16 protein-coding genes are annotated in these 17,709 nt (G+C 39.4%); 12 read left to right on the forward strand and 4 right to left on the reverse strand.

What is annotated here, in order from left to right; genetic code table 11:
• The first annotated feature begins 552 nt into the window (after positions 1-552).
• The 3 genes from NYP69_RS01420 (at position 553) to NYP69_RS01430 (ending at position 2,165) form a co-directional block, all read left to right on the forward strand.
• Positions 553-1,140, forward strand: a complete 588-nt coding sequence (locus tag NYP69_RS01420; RefSeq protein WP_004133087.1) for a DUF7010 family protein — start codon at positions 553-555, stop codon at positions 1,138-1,140.
• Positions 1,141-1,539: 399 nt separating this feature from the next.
• Positions 1,540-1,842, forward strand: a complete 303-nt coding sequence (locus NYP69_RS01425) for a type II toxin-antitoxin system RelB/DinJ family antitoxin (RefSeq protein WP_004133089.1) — start codon at positions 1,540-1,542, stop codon at positions 1,840-1,842.
• Positions 1,842-2,165 carry a type II toxin-antitoxin system RelE/ParE family toxin gene (locus NYP69_RS01430; protein WP_004133090.1) on the forward strand — a complete coding sequence of 108 codons (324 nt, stop codon included), beginning with the start codon at positions 1,842-1,844 and terminating at the stop codon, positions 2,163-2,165. The genes NYP69_RS01425 and NYP69_RS01430 overlap by 1 nt, the downstream gene beginning before the upstream one ends.
• A 508-nt stretch (positions 2,166-2,673) precedes the next feature.
• Here the strand turns inward: NYP69_RS01430 and NYP69_RS01435 are convergent.
• Positions 2,674-3,993, reverse strand: coding sequence for a glycosyltransferase family 2 protein (locus NYP69_RS01435; protein WP_004113331.1), 1,320 nt, complete (start codon positions 3,991-3,993; stop codon positions 2,674-2,676).
• A gap of 431 nt (positions 3,994-4,424) precedes the next feature.
• On the opposite strand from NYP69_RS01435, the gene NYP69_RS01440 reads away from it, so the two are divergent.
• The 6 genes from NYP69_RS01440 (at position 4,425) to NYP69_RS01465 (ending at position 10,100) form a co-directional block, all read left to right on the forward strand.
• Entirely contained in the window at positions 4,425-4,709 is a 285-nt protein-coding gene (locus NYP69_RS01440) for a hypothetical protein (protein ID WP_004114737.1), read from the forward strand.
• Positions 4,710-5,005: 296 nt separating this feature from the next.
• Complete coding sequence (locus tag NYP69_RS01445; RefSeq protein ID WP_004133093.1) at positions 5,006-5,890, forward strand: GIY-YIG nuclease family protein; 885 nt, start codon at positions 5,006-5,008, stop codon at positions 5,888-5,890.
• Between the two features lie 297 nt (positions 5,891-6,187).
• Entirely contained in the window at positions 6,188-6,535 is a 348-nt protein-coding gene (locus tag NYP69_RS01450; RefSeq protein ID WP_050543344.1) for a hypothetical protein, read from the forward strand.
• A gap of 214 nt (positions 6,536-6,749) precedes the next feature.
• Entirely contained in the window at positions 6,750-7,604 is an 855-nt protein-coding gene (locus tag NYP69_RS01455; protein ID WP_004133094.1) for an Abi family protein, read from the forward strand.
• A 78-nt stretch (positions 7,605-7,682) separates the two neighbouring features.
• The gene (locus tag NYP69_RS01460) at positions 7,683-9,161 is read left to right on the forward strand and encodes an Lsa family ABC-F type ribosomal protection protein (protein ID WP_115761907.1); all 1,479 of its coding nucleotides are present in this window, start codon (positions 7,683-7,685) and stop codon (positions 9,159-9,161) included.
• Positions 9,162-9,824: 663 nt separating this feature from the next.
• Entirely contained in the window at positions 9,825-10,100 is a 276-nt protein-coding gene (locus NYP69_RS01465; RefSeq protein ID WP_004133097.1) for a recombinase family protein, read from the forward strand.
• A 78-nt stretch (positions 10,101-10,178) separates the two neighbouring features.
• Here NYP69_RS01465 and NYP69_RS01470 read toward each other — a convergent pair whose 3' ends face one another.
• The 3 genes from NYP69_RS01470 to tkt all read right to left on the reverse strand — a co-directional run bounded on the left by NYP69_RS01470 (position 10,179) and on the right by tkt (position 14,101).
• Complete coding sequence (locus NYP69_RS01470; RefSeq protein WP_004111696.1) at positions 10,179-10,400, reverse strand: hypothetical protein; 222 nt, start codon at positions 10,398-10,400, stop codon at positions 10,179-10,181.
• A 286-nt stretch (positions 10,401-10,686) separates the two neighbouring features.
• The gene (gene tal / locus NYP69_RS01475; RefSeq protein ID WP_004117904.1) at positions 10,687-11,790 is read right to left on the reverse strand and encodes a transaldolase; all 1,104 of its coding nucleotides are present in this window, start codon (positions 11,788-11,790) and stop codon (positions 10,687-10,689) included.
• Between the two features lie 211 nt (positions 11,791-12,001).
• Positions 12,002-14,101: a transketolase gene (tkt, locus tag NYP69_RS01480; RefSeq protein WP_248901206.1), complete on the reverse strand. Its 2,100-nt coding sequence runs from the start codon at positions 14,099-14,101 to the stop codon at positions 12,002-12,004.
• A gap of 344 nt (positions 14,102-14,445) precedes the next feature.
• Here tkt and hrcA point away from each other — a divergent pair, with 344 nt between their 5' ends.
• Genes hrcA through fmt form a run of 3 tightly spaced genes read left to right on the forward strand, consistent with a single transcriptional unit; the run spans position 14,446 to position 17,702 of the window.
• Positions 14,446-15,462: a heat-inducible transcriptional repressor HrcA gene (gene hrcA, locus NYP69_RS01485; RefSeq protein WP_018615761.1), complete on the forward strand. Its 1,017-nt coding sequence runs from the start codon at positions 14,446-14,448 to the stop codon at positions 15,460-15,462.
• Positions 15,463-15,519: 57 nt separating this feature from the next.
• On the forward strand, positions 15,520-16,677 hold the full coding sequence (locus tag NYP69_RS01490) for a DnaJ C-terminal domain-containing protein (RefSeq protein WP_020758960.1): 1,158 nt from the start codon (positions 15,520-15,522) through the stop codon (positions 16,675-16,677).
• A gap of 44 nt (positions 16,678-16,721) precedes the next feature.
• The gene (gene fmt / locus NYP69_RS01495; protein WP_020758961.1) at positions 16,722-17,702 is read left to right on the forward strand and encodes a methionyl-tRNA formyltransferase; all 981 of its coding nucleotides are present in this window, start codon (positions 16,722-16,724) and stop codon (positions 17,700-17,702) included.
• Positions 17,703-17,709: the final 7 nt, after the last annotated feature.

A 17,709-nucleotide genomic window follows, 5' to 3' on the forward strand; every position in this document is an offset into this window, starting at 1 on the left:
TTATGCTCAAAAATCAAGCTATCAAGCCAATCTTAAACCTTTTAACGATAGCTTTTTCTATCGTTAAAAAGTGCACCCAATATCCATAGTGTGCACTCAAAAACGTGTAGTTATACTTGGAGTTCTCTCAATCCATAGTGGAATAGAGCATATAATTTCAGATGAAAGATATTAATGAATCCCGCTATTATGGCAAGAGATCGTTACATAAACATTATTTCTGTTTATGTTCGGACAGAACAATCAGCCGAAAACATTAGCCAGGATACCATTAGAGCAGTTCGAAGATGTACTCTCTTACATAAATTATGAAAACATAGATCATGATACAATTACGCTTATCTGAGTCTCGAAAGGCGCAGAATACGCGTTGATGCCGGAGCAATGATCATTGAATTCGGTGGAGAGGAAGAAGAAAATCAGAAGGCTAAAGCGGAGTCTCAAACCTTGATACTTGAAACACTTATGTTTTGGATTGATCACCGTAGTGCCTTTACACTGCCACGACGTTGAATATCAGATTGTATAAATTAGCATTTGAAGGAGAAATCAATGAGCTTAGATGAATTGAGGAATGATATCATCATAAAGCAGAAAAAAGGATTGCCATTTATCATGGCATCGGTGATTATATGGCTTCTGATAGTACTTGTGTCAATTTTAGATATCAATGTGGATATGAAAAATTTATTGGTATTTTGCTGTTCATGCCCATTATTACCGCTGGCTTGGCTCATTGGTAACCTTATAAAGGTGGATATCTTTTCAAAACAAAATCCACTTGGACAATTAGGCTTCATTTTCACCCTAAATCAAATGATTTATTTATTAATCGTTATGTGGGTGTTTAGTGCGGTTCCGGAAAAGATGATTATGGTGTATGCAATGGTCTTTGGCGCACATTTACTGCCGTATTCATGGCTGTACAAATCAAAGGGATATACAGTTGCTGCAATTTCCATTCCGATGATTTCCTTGATTTTAGGATGTGCATTAAACGGCACAACGGTTGCTGTTGCGGCATGTATTATTGAGATAGTATTTGCTTGTGTATTACATATGGAATTAAAGAAAATGGGAGATAACTACAACAAATCCCAGTTTGTAGAGCTTAGCAAGGATCAGGTTTCTATGAAATAGAAATCTAGATCTAAAAGCGCTATGTGTAAATAATTAAGGCGGTAGTAATACCGTCTTTTTTGATGCCTGAAAAAGTTTCAGAGTTCAAAGCTAAGGTTTCATTGTATCCAACACGTAATGAAACTAGACCACTCAATCTCATGTGGAGATGTTATAAAATCCAGACTATTGAATTTTCTTTAGTCTATTCTTATGTTCAAAAATCAACCTATAGAATAGATGGAGTTATCTCCGGCATCATGGCACTTGACTGTGCTATAAAAAGCGGTAATACAAAGGCAATGCGAAGGTAACACGAACACGAAAAACATGTATGGCAGCTGAGGGATCTTATTCATATAAATTGTGTTGCAATATGCGACACAATAATTTATTATATGCGTATGGAGGTTGGTTTATATGGCAGTTACTAAGACAGCGAATGTGAATGTGAGAATACAAGAAAATATTAAGCAGCAGGCGGAGCAGATTCTGGAAACGATTGGAGTTCCTAGGGCTACGGCTATTGACATGTTTTATCGTCAAATCATTCTTAATAAGGGTATTCCGTTTTCGCTTACTATTCCAAAGTCTCTTCCAGCACAAGATGATATGGATGAGAAAACGTTTAACGCGTTGATGGCTAAAGGTTATGATCAGGCGGTTCGTGGTGATAGTTATCCGATAGATGATGTTTTTGAAGATCTTGAACGAGGTCTTTAATGGATGAGTATAAGATAAAAGTCACTCGTCAGGCGAAAGAGCATCTTGCACTTATTCGAGAATATATCGCCACGGAGTTACAAGCACCGATAGTGGCTAAAAGAATGCTCGAGCTGTTGAAGTCGGAAATGATGTCTTTGCAGACGATGCCTTATCGTGTGAAGTTAATTAGTGAGCAGCCGTGGTGTGAACTTGGTTTTAGAAGAATACGCGTAAAAAATTATTACGTTTATTTTTGTGTTGATGATAGTAGAAAAGAAGTTCAAATACTCGCGGTTATCTACGTGAGAAGAGACCAGACTAAACAACTGGAAGAATTGTAATGTAACGCGCTATCAAGCCAATCTTAAACTTTTTAACGATAGCTTTTCCTATCGTTAAAAAGTGCACACAATATCCATAGTGTGCACTCAAAAAAGTGTAGCTATACTCGGAGTTATCTCAATCTACGTTGAGAGTGTCGTATTGATGTCTAGGGCTAATTAGGTGGGTGCAAGTTTGCCCTTGTATAGCAGGTGTTTGCGAGGGCTATCGTTAAAAGGTTTAATGAGTGGCTGCTTTAGGCTGGCTTGGCGTGGTTTTTGAGCGTGTTTTGGCTGTATGAGGGAAGATGTCTACGCTCTAGGGTCGAGTGCACAGGATGTTAACGTTAAAAAGTGCACCCACCCTGCACCCACCTTGTGAAGGTTGGTTCTAGTTTCTTAACTCTTGGATACAATGAAACTTTTCCTTCTGAACTCTGAAACTGTTGCTTTCTGTGTGTAGAGTTGTTGCCTTAATTTCGCCTTTTTACCATTTTCTGTAATGCCTGTTATTTTTTGTGGGTTTATATCACCGGTATGCGTGTGCGAGTGGTCTTCTTGTTTTGTACTTGTTTCTAGCATGATGTGGTGTATCGATAGGTTTTTTAGAGTTCGAGTACATTGTTAAATATATGCTGAAAAGTGTTGGTGCTACTATGAGTATGACTGGTAGTATTCCGCCTTTGAACGCGCATGAGAGAGTGATAAGAACTATTGAGAATATTATTTCTTGAATGTTCATTCGTAATGATTCAGCTAATGTAATATGTTGCGTTGTTTTTGGTGTAACAACAAATATGGCTTTTCTTCCTGTAAGTGCTAGGAATGATGATTTCATTGACACGTAAAGCATTGAACCGTACAAGCAGAAAGTAAAAAGCATGTAGAGTAGTAAATGTTTGAGCGATACTTTACCAAGCCAGAAGAATACGTCGTTTAGCATTGGTGCCATGAAGAATATTACGGTTGGTACAAGTAGCCATGCTGGATAGTGTAAATCGTAGTGCAGCGCTGGGAAGAATATGATATTCATTGCTACATAGCATGTGAAAAGTGATGTTAATGGCAGGTTGTAGGTGAACAGGAAAATATCTAGTTTTTCAAACCATCGCATTTTAGATGTGAAAATGCGTTTAGTGTAGCATTTCATGAACTCGAAATTACCTTGAGTCCATTTACTATGTCGTTTCTTAAAAGCTAGATAGTCAATCGGATATTGTTCCTCGCATGTTATGTTCGGTGCGAAAGCAACATAGTATCCTTTACTGCGTGCTTCAATTGATAAGCATAAGTCTTCAGCAACAACTTCTGGTAATCCATCTACTGCTTCGTAGCATTCGCGGCTTACCATTGCACCATGTCCTAATAGAGACATGAAACCATAGTGATGTTTCATTGTTTGGTACACAGGCCAGTGGCTGTTCACTCCAATGTGTAGTAGGTGCATAAAGCGGTTAATGTTACGTGTTGCTACGTGATTGCATTGTACGATTCCAGCGTTTTTAAAGTATTGGAAGTATTGTAAGCATCGAATAATAAAATCTGAAGGAATGATTTCATCACTGTCGAGAATAACAAAGTAATCGTAGTCAGTTCGTCCGTGTAAATAGTTGTTGAGATTTCCTGCTTTGAATCCTTTTCTATTTTCGCGGCGTACTACTTCTACATTATGTTCTTTAGCATATTCGTCTACCTTGTTTTTGTAATTAGGGTCACTAGAATCATCAAGGATGACTGTTTTGACTGATCCGGCGTACTTTTGTTTTAAGCATTGAGTGAGTGAGTCACCTTCGAAATCGTTGCAAGTACAGTAGAGCATTACGATACGCTTGTTTGCTGGTATTGGCATGCAAGAGACTTTTTGAACGTATTGTGTAATGGATTTCTTATGCAGGTAGAACCATAGTACGTAGATGATATCTTTAGTGCCATTTAGCCAGAAGTAGATTATGAAGATTGCGTTTAATGCTATGAGAATATCTAGCGTAGTGTTTCTTGTTCCAGAAAAAACGTATTCTCTAATAGCGAATGGTGTAAAGATCAAGAATAGTAGTAACCATGTTATGAGAATAGTTACGTATAGTGATGCTTTCTTTAACATGGGGAAAAGTCTAGGGGGGAGGGGGACGTTTTCCCAGACGTTTTTATGCGAGTGCTAAAAAATAGGTTTTGCTTGCAAAATTCTGATAGATATAAATACAGGTAGAGTGGCTGACAATAAAACTTGATATAAGTTGGAATTAGAGCGTATATAGACATACCAATAAAGGAGGACTATATATGCTCTATGTAAAATTTGATGATTTCGAAGATGTTAGTGTCATGGGAAATGAGAAAGACCATGGAATGTTTATTCCGATTAAGGATGGGAATGTGTATGCTGAGTGCGAACGGTGCGGTGTAGTTGAAAGGATTACCTCACCGTGCGAATTCATTGCTAGCACATTTAGGTCAAGAGTGAACTTCAATGAAGGTTATGAACTTTGTGAGAAGTGCTTGCAAGAGGTTGAGTTTGTTACTGTCGCTTTGAGAACTGGAAAATTACCTAATCGAGAATTGAAATAACTGAAAAAGCAAAGCAGTGATAACCGTAGTAATACAGGAAAAACTAAAGGGTTAGACCAATTTCTGAAAATAGCCTAACAATCTCACGTCGAGAGTGTTGTGTTGATGTCAAAGGCTGATTAGGTGGGTGCATTTTTGCCCTTGTGTAGCAGGGCTTAGCGAGAGTTATCGTTAAAAGGTTTAATGCGTGGCGGCTTTAGGCTGGGTTCTCGAGATTCTAGATGTGATTTAGCTGTTGTTAAAATCCCTACTCTTTAAGTATAATAAGCATAAATCTGTAGATGGTGAGATAGATTATGAATAGCAGCAAGAATTTAAATATATTTTTGATGGATGGCGATGTTACGGGCAGGATTAAATGCACGATGTCTGGCTGGAGCGGTTTAGCATATAAAATTCCTAGAATTTATTTAGATAAATGCAAAGATAGGGAACAGTTAAAACAGAGTGGTGTTTATTTTTTATTCGGTAAGAACAATTTTGATGAAGATGCGGTTTATATTGGACAGGCTGGTATTAGGAAGAATGGCGAAGGTGTTTTGTTCAGAGTCGCTGAACATTTGAAAGATGACTTTTATTTTAATGAAGCTGTTATGTTTACAACTAGCGGTAATTCTTGGGGTCCAACTGAAATAAGCTATCTTGAAAATAAGTTTACTAATTTAGCAATCGATACAAATCGTTATAAGGTTCAAAATGGAAATGATCCTAATCCTGGTAATGTAACTGAAGAAAAGGAAGCTGAATTAGAGATTTACGTTGAGCAGTTTAAGATAATGCTTGGCGTATTAGGATATAGGATTTTTGTGCCGTTAGTGAAAACACCGGAATCTGTAGTTGAAGAGCATGATGATGAATTAATCTTAGGTCTTTCTAGGAAAATCAAGAGGTCTCAAAGAAATATTGAAGCGTATTGCAAAAGAACTAATGAAGGTTTTGTTGTTTTGGCTGGTAGTCAGATAGAAGAGACGGATTCTGGATCTATACCAGATGTAATCAAAGAACTTAGAGAGCGTTGTAAGCAAAATAATGAGATAAAAGATGGTGTGTTGACTAGGAATTATCTGTTTAAGAGTCCTTCATATGCAGCTTCATTTGTTTTAGGTATGACTACCAATGGTAAAGTTGATTGGAAAACAGAAGATGGCACATCACTCAAAATGATAGAAGAAAACGCTTAAATCTGATATGAACATAGATGTTGCAATCATATACATATTTAATACTGTTGTAAGTAGGTAAAAGTCATATTCTTATTACTTACAAATTTTGTGTTTTATACAGTATGTTGGTTTAGGTGTTATTTGTAGGACGGGGATTAGGCGCATTGACGAACAAATGACGCGCTTTTTTGGGAATTATAATTAAGGCATTCATTAACTATATTTTTTGAAAACTCAATTTGTTGAATATGAAGATTGAAGTAGCATAGTGAAAAACTGATTAGGGCATGATAGGACAGGATTAAATAATGATCCGTGGGAGGAATAGTTGTGAATAAGTTTGAATTGTTTTCTATGATTTATTACGCGTTAAATCATTATTGGAAAGAAAATAAAAGTGAAGAATTGACTTCATTTTTAAGTGATATGAATCCTTTTTTATTTGATGATATTGGCTCTGCTGTTCCTTCTGTTTATGAGAAGTATAGTTTGCTAGTAAATGAAGAGATCAGCATTGATAATAGTTTTAGTATTGCTTGTAAATATGTTGAAAGTTTAGGTTTGCAGGCTGTGACGGATGCGTTTGCTTGCGTTAGTGAAAATGATTGGAAAGCGAGGTGCGTGAAATACATGTCGTCAAATCATAAAGGGCAAAATATTTAGTACTCTGTGATAGTTTGTGTTTTCGTTCTATATTTGTTTATGTTCATGAAGTTGAGTGTAAGACTAAATAATCTTGTTAGAAAGAAAAATTTGTGTTAGTTTGAAAGATTTAATAAAATACTCTCATTGGTGTAGCATATGTAGATAACAGTACCCGACGCGCCTCTTAACAATGCGGACCAAGTCGGGTCTTTTGATTTTTGAGGAGAGAAATATGAAGAAATCCTATCAACCTTCTATAAGCATTGATAAGCAAATAGAAAATTTAGTGTCTTTGGGATTAGAGATAAAAGATACAAGTTATGCTAAAGATGTACTTAATAGGGTTTCTTACTATCGCCTCATTAAAGCATATAGTATAACTCTAAAAGAAGATGGTAGATACATAGAAGGTACTACTTTTGAGAATATAGTCGAGTTATATCTATTTGATATGGAGTTTCGTCATATTTTATTTTCGTTGATAGAACATATAGAAGTTTATTTAAGGGCTGTAATCACTAATTACTTTTCATTAAAATATGGGAATTTTGGTTATAAGAATCTTAATAACTATGCGAAAAATAATTATCAGAAGAATACTTTAGATGAGTTAGAAAGAGAAATTAATAGGAATAGGAAATCGCCTTTTATACGTAATTTTAAGGATAATTATGAGGGAGGGGAGATTCCTTTATATGCTGCTATTGAAGTAGCAAGTTTTGGTACTCTTTCTAAAATGTATAAGAATATGAAGAATGATGATAAAAAAGCAATTTCAACAACATTTGGCGTTGATTACGTTTATTTAGAGTCATGGATTGAAAATTTAGCTTATGTTAGAAATATTTGTGCTCACTACGGTAGATTATATGGTTCAAAATTAACCAAGACACCAAAATTATATAAAGAGTATTTAAAGAAAGGTGTATTGAATAATACTATTTTTGCTAGTATTCTTAATCTTAAAGTATTAGCTGAAAACGAACATTACAAGGAATTTTCTAGTAAGTTATCAAAGATAATTGATAAATATCCGTTAGTGGATTTGAAGCATTTGGGATTTGTTAATAAATGGCAAACCTTTTAACGATAGCTTTTCCTATCGTTAAAAGGTGCACCCACTTTGCACCCAGGGCGGTAAATGATAAGTTTAGGGAGGCGTTTTATGTCAGTAATTAAAATTGAAAACCTCACTTTCTCATATTATGGATATGTAAAACCCATATTTAAAAATGTATCGTTTTCCTTTGATACAAACTGGAAAACGGGATTGATAGGAAGAAATGGAATCGGTAAATCAACTCTATTTAAGTTACTTTTAAATCAAGAAACTTATCAAGGTAAAATAAGCAAGGATGTTGAATTTATTAAATTTCCACCAAATATAAGCGATACTTCAAAATTAGGAATTGAGTTATATAAAGAACTAATATCAGATGAGGAAGAATGGAAATTATTTAGAGAACTCAGTTTGCTAAATGTAGATGAGAACCTTGTTTACAGAGAGTTTGAAACGCTTTCTAAAGGAGAACAAACAAAAATCCTTTTAGCTATTTTGTTTACAAGAGGAGATGGCTTTTTACTTATTGATGAACCAACAAACCATTTAGATATGAACGGAAGAAAAATTGTAAGTGAATATCTGAAAAGTAAAAAAGGATTTTTGCTCATTTCTCATGATAGAGATTTTTTAGATGGTTGTATCAATCATGTTATTTCTATTAACAGGAATTCTATTGATGTCCAATCGGGAAATTTTACATCATGGTATGAAAACAAAGTGATGAAAGACCAATTTGAAATTAGTCAAAATGAGAGATTAAGAAAAGATATTAAACGATTAAAAGAGGCTGCAAGACAAAGTCAAATTTGGTCTGATAAAATTGAAAATACTAAAAATGGTGTGAAAGTATCAGGTGTAAAACCAGACAAAGGACATATAGGTCATCAATCAGCCAAGATGATGAAAAAATCTAAGAATTTGGAGAATAGACAAAACAAGGCAATAGAAGAAAAACAGAGTTTACTAAAAGATATCGAAATAAAGGAAAGCCTATTACTGCATCCGCTACATCATCACAAAAATCCCCTAATATCGGTTAGCAATTTATCAGCATACTATGGAGAAAGACAGATCCTAAGTAATGTAAGTTTTGAGATAAAGCAAGGCGACATAGTGGCTATATATGGGGGTAATGGTAGCGGAAAATCAACCTTGATTAAAATTTTATTAGGTATAAATCACGAGTATACAGGTGAGATAAAATTAGCAGGTAATTTAAAAATCTCGTATATTCCTCAAGACACATCTAATTTAACAGGTAGCCTAAATGAATATATTCACAAGCAAGATGTTGATGAAACATTGTGTAAAACAATTCTAAGAAAATTAGATTTTTCAAGAGAATTATTTGAAATGGATATGAAGAATTATAGTGATGGACAAAAAAAGAAAGTTTTAATTGCTGTAAGTTTCTCAAAGCCAGCTCATATATTTGTTTGGGACGAACCACTGAATTATATAGATGTAATATCAAGAATACAGATTGAGGAAATTATAAAAGAAGCAAAGCCTACACTCATATTTGTGGAACACGATAAGCGATTTGTAGAAGATATAGCTAATAAAATCATACAATTTTAATTAAAATCCAAATCCCAGTTTGTAGTGCCTTAGACTTTTATCATCATACGACATTCCCCTTGTCAGCTTCTTTCCTGCAACGAACGTTAAGGATCTTTTCTTGATGCATGGTTATCATCAGGGTAGTTTTGATACGTTGAGAGTGTCGTATTGATGTCTAGGGCTGATTAGGTGGGTGCATTTTTGCCCTTGTGTAGCAGGGCTTAGCGAGGGCTATCGTTAAAAGTTTAGTATACGATGGCTGTAAGCTGGCTTTGCGAGATTTTTGAGTGCGATTTTTCTGTATGAGGGAACATGTCTACGCTCTAGGGTTGAGTGCACAGGATGTTAACGTACTTCGCTTGCGTTGAAAGCACACTGTGCTTTCAACTTTGAGCAAGCTCAGCGAATCGAAGTGCATTCGCGAATTATGTTATTCCTCGCGGCTATTAGCAGCCGCTCGGCTGATTTGGCATGTAAAGTCCACTGGACTTTACATTTGAGCCAAATCACGCTTTGAAGGAGCTTGAAATGCGTTATGCAATTTCAAGCTCTGTCAAAGCGCCCATGCAAGTCGATTCGCCACTTTGCGCCCACCCTGTGAAGTGGGAAAATAAGTTTTAGGCTAATTATCATGGAGAAGAAATCTAAGTTTCGTTAGTCTAATAATAAGGAGAGATGGCTATGGATAATATGAATGAATTGAATAAAGATGTGATAGTCATCCATCCTCAGCGTGTAATTAAGGATTATGCGGTTGGGGTTTATGCTCGTGTGAGCACAAATCGTAAAAAACAGCTGGATAGCCTTGCTGTTCAGGTGTCTGGTCTTACTCGTCTTGCTGCTTCTCACATGACTTGGTTTGTTGCAGATATTTTTCTTGATGTTGCTTCAGCTAAGGTTGGTTCATCAAGATCTGAATTTAACCGAATGATTGATGAGTGTGAGAAAGGCAGCTGAAATAAAGCTTTACAAAGCAAATTGGCACATTTGGTTTATTAATCATCTATCCCAGTCACATATAAAAGTAACTCTCATTTAAATCTCATCATATTTCTTTTTTAATTTATCCATATTATCAAGGTCAATCCACTCCTCGCTAAAACCACAGGCAGTGCAAATATACCTATCAACAGGTACTGCCGACATAATTGTATGGCCAGTCATAACATTATTTCCAGTCCCATAAGCCCCAGCAGATCCAGGCACAAATATAATTTCACTTCCCCCACACTTTGGGCATTTTTTCGTATTTTTCATAGATCCTCCTTATTAATCTAATAATGTTCTTTTTATTGTTTTGAAAAATTGCATAAAAATAGGCAGGAACACATACCTATCCATCATATATATTTCTGCCGATTAAAAAATTCTACGTGAAAAGAGACAGCACTACACTGTCTGTCTTTCTCAATTACTTAGCTTAGAAAATAACACTGGGTAGCTTTTTTATTGCGATTGATAAAAACGCAAAACAAAACCGCACATGCAAGTGGATTAGTTCACACATGTGCGGTTTATGTTTAGCTATTACTGATTAATCAAATCAGGCGTTTACGCGATCGATGCCAGACTGTACGTCAGCAATCACGGAATCCCAAGACTTGATGAAGGCGGCAACACCGTCGGCCTCAAGCTTGTCGGTAACATCCTTGATGTTGATGCCAAGTTCAGCAAGCTTGTTCATAACAGCGTGGCTCTCTTCGTAAGTGCCCTTAATGGAAGCAGCACCGTTGCCGTGATCAGCAAGAGCGTTCAAAGTCTTCTCTGGCATGGTGTTAACAACATGCTCAGCAACCAACTCATCAACGTACTTGCAATCGGAGTAAGCCGCGTTCTTGGTACCGGTAGAAGCCCAAAGTGGACGCTGCTTCTTTGCACCCTTGGCCTCAAGTTCAGCCCAACGTGGGTCGGCAGCGAACTTCTTCTCGAAGAGTTCGTAAGCCAAGCGAGCGTTAGCAACAGCAGCCTTGCCTTCAAGAGCCTTAGCTTCTTCGGAGCCGTTAGCTTCGAGGAGCTTATCAACAGCGGTATCAACGCGGGAAACGAAGAAGGAAGCTACGGAACCAATGTGCTTCAAGTCGTGGCCGTTAGCAGCTGCCTGAGCGATACCTTCGATGAAGGCGTCGATAACCTGCTCGTAACGCTCGAGGGAGAAGATCAAGGTCACGTTCACGGAGATACCCTTAGCAAGGGTAGCGGTGATAGCTGGAAGACCTTCCAAAGTTGCAGGAATCTTGATCATAACGTTTGGACGATCAACCTTTGCCCAAAGCTCTTCAGCCTGCTTTTCAGTGTTGGCAGTATCGTGAGCCAAACGTGGGTCAACTTCGATGGAGACGCGGCCGTCAACGAAGTCGGTCTTTTCAGCGATCTCGCGGAAGATATCAGTTGCGTTACGAACATCGGTGGTGGTCAACTCACGGATAGCGGTTTCAACGTCAACCTTGCCGAGTTCCTTAAGCTGTGCGTCGTATGGACCAACCTGGCTCAAAGCCTTCTGGAAGATAGATGGGTTGGTAGTAACACCAACAACATTCTTGTTAGCGATCAAATCCTGCAAAGAACCAGACTCAATGCGGGTACGGGACAAATCGTCCAACCAAATAGAAACGCCGGAATCGCTAGTGCGCTGCGTTGCTTCAGTCATGTTATCTCCTTAACACTGTGTTCCACCAGTTGGAACACGTTGGTAGTGTTGGCGTTTTACAGGAAACAGCGGTTGATGCTAAACCAACTGTAGCTTAACATCAACACGCCTTTGCTGTTTCCAGTGAAGTTGCTAAATTAGCACTTCGAGTTTTGTGATGAATCAATTTTATTTTGACACATCAAGTTTTTTATTTTGCTTAATTTCTATCTTAAGCGCGTGCTTCTTCGATAGAAGCCTTAGCAGCCTCTACTACGTGCTCAGCAGTAATGCCCAAGTCGATCATGTTCTGACCGCCGTCACCCTGCAAGCCGTACTGTTCGATAGAAACAGCCTTGCCGCAATCGCCAAGATACTTGTACCAAGGCAATGCCAAACCAGCTTCGATGGAAACGCGAGCCTTGACGGACTTTGGAAGGATTGCTTCCTTGTACTCTTCGTCTTGCTCTTCGAACCACTCGAGAGATGGCATAGAAAGAACGCGAGCCTTAATGCCTTCTGCTGCCAAAGTCTTGGCGCCAGCAACAGCCCACTGAACTTCAGAACCAGTAGCCATGATGATTACGTCTGGAGTGCCTTCGCAGTCAACCAACACATAACCGCCGTGCTTTACGCCTTCGCGAGCCTTCTCAGCAGTTTCTGCGAGGGTTGGTACGCCTTGACGTGTCAAAATCATAGCGGTTGGGTAGTTGTTCTTCTTCTCGAAGAAGTAGCGGTAAGCTTCAGCAGTCTCGTACTCATCTGCAGGGCGTACAACCTCAAGCTGAGGAATAGCGCGGAAAGCAGCCAAGTGTTCGATTGGCTGGTGAGTTGGACCATCTTCGCCCAAAGCTACGGAATCGTGAGTCCAAACGTAGAGGTTTGGAATCTCCATCAAAGCAGCCAAGCGAACTGCTGGGCGCTCGTAGTCAGAGAACTGGAAGAATGTGCCGTTGAATGGTCGAGTGTTAGAACCAAGCAAAATACCGTTGGTAATAGCACCCATTGCAAACTCACGCACACCAAAGTGAAGCTGACGGCCGTACTCGGAAACGTTTGGCCAAGTGCGAGTTGCATCCTCGGATGGGCCGAAGGAGTCAGCACCCTTAATGTTGGTGTTGTTGGAGCCGCCCAAATCAGCGGAACCGCCCCAAAGTTCTGGCATAACAGCAGCAATTGCGTTAAGAACTGCGCCAGAAGCTTTACGGGTAGCAACCTTGGAACCGACTTCGAAGCCAGCAACCAAGTCGTCAATAGCCTTGTCGAAGCCTTCTGGAAGCTTGCCGGCCTTAAGACGATCGTAAAGAGCAGCCTTATCTGGGTTGGCAGAAGCCCACTTTGCAAGAGCTTCATCCCAAGCCTTGTGAGCAGCCAAACCGCGCTCGGCAACCTTGCGAGCATGAGCCAAAGCTTCTTCGTCGATTGGGAACGAAACTTCTGGATCGAAACCGCAAAGTTCCTTCAAGCCCTTAACGGCTTCTTCACCAAGCTTAGAGCCGTGAGAAGCTTCGTTGTTGGTCTTGCCTGGGGTTGGCCAAGCAATCAAAGTATTAACCTTAATGAAGTGAGGCTTATCGGTAACTTCCTGAGCCTTTTCGATAGCTGCAGCCAAAGCCTGAACGTCTTCCTTGTAGGAACCGTCTGGCTGAATGAAGCTAACTTCGTCGGTGTACCAACCGTATGCACGGTAACGAGCAAGAATATCTTCAGAGAAGGTGAGCTTAGTATCGCCTTCAATCTGAATGTGGTTTGCATCGAAGATTACAGTCAAATTGCCAAGCTTTTGGTTTCCAGCCAAGGAAGCAGCTTCAGAAGAAACGCCTTCCTCAACGTCGCCTTCACCGCAAATAACCCACACTTTGTGATCGAATGGTGAAGTTCCAGCTGGAGCTTCTGGGTCAAGAAGACCGCGCTCAAAGCGCTGGCCATAAGCGAAACCAACAGCAGAAGCAAGACCCTGACCGAGTGGGCCAGTAGTCATTTCGATGCCTGGAGTTAAGCCATATTCTGGATGACCAGGAGTACGCGTGTCTGCACCGCCACGGAAATACTTAAGATCGTCAAGAGTTAAGCCGTAACCAGAGAAGAACAATTGCACGTATTGCGTAAGCGAAGCGTGACCGCCAGAAAGAATAAAACGATCGCGGCCAGCCCACTTTGGGTCAGCAGGATCGTGCTTAATGAAGTGCTGGTACAAGGTGTACGCAATTGGTGCCAATGAAACAGGGGAGCCAGGATGTCCGTGTCCTGCTCGCTCAACAGCATCAGCCGAGAGAACCTTCGCCATCTTTACGGCGCGCTCGTCTAATGCAGACCAGTTGAAATCGGTCATGTGATCTACTTTCCTTCCAATAATTCGGGTTTTTGCGCACAGCTTACGCTGGCCATTACCCTCACATTGCCCTTTAATCCTATCTTTTATATCAGACGAATTTTTAACAAAGTGTGTCAAAAGTTAACAAAAGTTTATATTTATAGTTAGTTGTTATTCTGTAAAAGTGATTTACTAAAAAATACTTAATAATACTTAATCACATATTGTTATCACATATTATTTTGGCATATATAATAGTTAGCAGTGAATTAATAAACGATTAGTGCTATTTATAAAAATTATTAGCGCTATTTAACAGAGTTTGATGTTTTAATAAAGGAGAATCAATGCAATCACGACGCATGATGATATTGCGTGCGGTTGTTGAAGATTATATTCGTTCGCATGAGCCTGTTGGGTCTGCATCTTTAGCTAAAAATCACAAATTAGGCGTTAGTTCTGCAACGATTCGCAACGATATGTCTCTTCTAGAAGAAGAAGGCTACTTGATTCAGCCACATACTTCTGCTGGAAGAATTCCTACAGAAAAAGGATACAGATATTTCGTTGACGGAATGGCGGCGCTAATCCCGCTTTCTAATGCGCAAAGACGAGGGATTCGCACGTTTTTAAGTGGATCTGTTAGTTTACAAGACACTCTACAACGCTCAGCGCGACTTCTTGCAAGCATAACTGGTCAAGTCGCACTCGTTGCGTCTCCTGCATTGTCGAAGTCAAAAGTAAAAAGAATTGAGATTGTTCAAGTATCGTCTTCAACTCTTCTAGTTGTTGTTATTACAGACGCTGGAGGAGTTGCGCAACACATTATTCAAGCCTCTAACATAAATCCAGACGACTTATTGCATTTAGTTAATATGGTTAATGAGAGCTGCGTTGGAGCCTCTCTTTTAGATGCTTCAAAACGTGTTTATTTGCTTGCAAATCGTAAGGATTTAGCGTCTGCTTTGCAAGTTATTAGTCAACTTGCTAACGCATTAGAAGATATGCATAATGGCGAGCATTCTCACGATTTGTATATGGCTGGAGCTTCTCAACTTGCGCATAGACAAAATATTGGCGATTTTGCGTCTCTTTTTGACGCTTTAGAAGAGCAAGCTGTTATTATGCGTTTAATGACTTCGCTAAGTGAGGAGGCAAATGATTGCGCAAGTGGCGTTAGCGTTGCAATAGGCTCGGAAACTCACACGCCTGGTCTTTTAAATGCTTCTGTTGTAACAAGCGCTTACGGATACAATTCAGATTCCGATTCGGCGTTTATTGGCTCAATCGGACCTACGCACATGGATTATGCTGCAACAATGACGGCTGTTAAAGCTGTAGCAAAATATCTTAATACGTTTATATCTGAAAATTCATAAATATTAGCTGGCTGTGCCTTATGCAAAAATAATTTTAGAACATAAAAGGGGAGTTAAGTGACTGACTATTACAAGATTTTAGGTGTTGATTCTAACGCTAGCGACGATGAGATTCGCAAAGCTTATAGAAAGTTAAGTCGTAAGTATCATCCAGATATTGCAGGACCTGAGTTTGAAGACAAGTTCAAGGAAGTTAACGCTGCATACGACGTTTTGTCTAATCCAGAAAAACGCAAAATGGTAGATATGGGCGTAGATCCAAATAATCTATCGGCATCAGGAGCTGGTGCTGGCGCTGGCGCGTACGCAAATATGAATATGGATATGGGAGATATTCTAAACCAGTTCTTCTCTGGGTCTTTTGGTGCTAATGCTGGATCTCCTATTCCGCGCGTTAATCGTGGTGAAGATTCATTAACGGAAGTTAAGGTTGATCTTAAAACTGTTGTTTTTGGTGGAAACGCTAAGGTTCATGTTTCAACTTTCGGTCTTTGCCAAGATTGTGCTGGAAAGGGCTCTGCAGATAAATCAGACCCTATAACTTGCCCAGATTGTAAGGGTGCTGGTTTTGTGCAGCGAGTTACTCGTACAATGTTTGGTCAAATGATGTCTTCGGAACCTTGCCGCGCTTGCGAAGGTCACGGAACGATTATTAAAAATGTTTGCCCAAATTGCCACGGTCATGGTCGCGTTCGCACTTCTAGAGAAGTTGGAATCACGATTCCTGCTGGAATTAAAGACAATTCTCGCTTGCGACTTGCGTCTCAAGGAGCAATAGGCGAATGTGGCGGTCCTGCTGGCGATTTGTATGTTGACGTTCGCATTCGTAAAGACGAGCAATTTACTAGAGACTTAAACGATTTACATTGCTGGATTGACGTTCCAATGAGCTGGGCTGTGCTTGGTCACAAAGTAGATATTGATACTTTTGATGGCAAAAAGAGTGTTGAAATTCCTGCTGGAACGCAAAACGAAGACACGATTCCTCTTTACGATTTGGGTGTTACTGCTTTTGGAAGCAAAGATAGAGGAAATCTTATTGTTCACGTTCTTGTTAATATTCCAACAAAGCTTAGCGAAGAAGAGCGTAGTTTGATTGAAAAGTTTGCAAACTTGCACGATGAAAAAGTTAGCGAAGTAAAGCAACATGCTATTGCAGAGCCAGTGGGCAATAAAAAGGGATTCTTTAGCAAGCTAAAAGATGCATTTTGCTAGGATTTAGGATTTTAAGGATTCTTAGTATTTTAAGGAGTTGACTTATGGTATTGCCTATTTTATTTGCTGGAACTCCAGATGTTGCTGTTGCTCCTTTGCGCGCGCTAGCTGAAGATAAAGAACATTTTGATGTGCGAGCTGTTCTTACTCGTCCAGATGCTCCGACTGGCAGAGGTAGAAAGCTTGTTCCTAGTGCTGTTAAAAAAGCTGCGATTGAGCTTGGAATTCCTGTTTTAGAGGTTAATCCTAGCAATGAGCAAGAGTGTGTGAGTGCTCTAAAAGCTACTGGCGCAAGGCTTGCGGCCGTTGTTGCGTACGGAAAGATTCTTAAGCAATCTGTTTTGGATGCTCTTCCTCTAGGATGGTATAACTTGCATTTTTCGCTTCTTCCGCAATGGCGAGGTGCTGCTCCTGTTCAGCGCGCAATATGGGCTGGAGATGATATTACAGGTGCAACAGTTTTTAAGATTACGCGCGGAATGGATGAAGGTCCGATTCTTGCACAAATGACTACCGAGATTGGAGCTCATGAAACAGCTGGTGATTTGCTCACTCGATTAAGCAATGATGGTGCAAATCTTCTTTGCTCTGCTCTTGTTGGTATGGAATCTGGTCAAATTATTCCTGTTGAGCAAGACTCTACGCCTTGCCAAATCGCTCAAAAAATCACTGTTGAAGATGCTCATATTCGTTTTGATATTCCAGCGTTTGCAATCGATAGGCAGATTCGTGCTTGCACGCCAAATCCTGGAGCTTGGTGCAATCTTCATGTTGATTCTAGTGATTTGCAAACAATTACTTTGCACGTTCTTTCTTGCGCATTAGCAAAAGATGAAGATATTGCATTGCATAATCTAAACGAGCTTAAACCTGGGCAGATTCTTGCAAAAAAGCACAATGTTTGGGTTGGATGTGCAAGTGGAGCTATTGAGCTTTTAGAAGTTAAAGCGCAAGGTAAAAAAGCTATGAATGCTGCAGATTGGGCAAGAGGAGCGCACTTAAGTAGTGAATCTTACTTGAGCTAATACTACT

It is taken from the genome of Gardnerella sp. c17Ua_118, assembly GCF_055804255.1.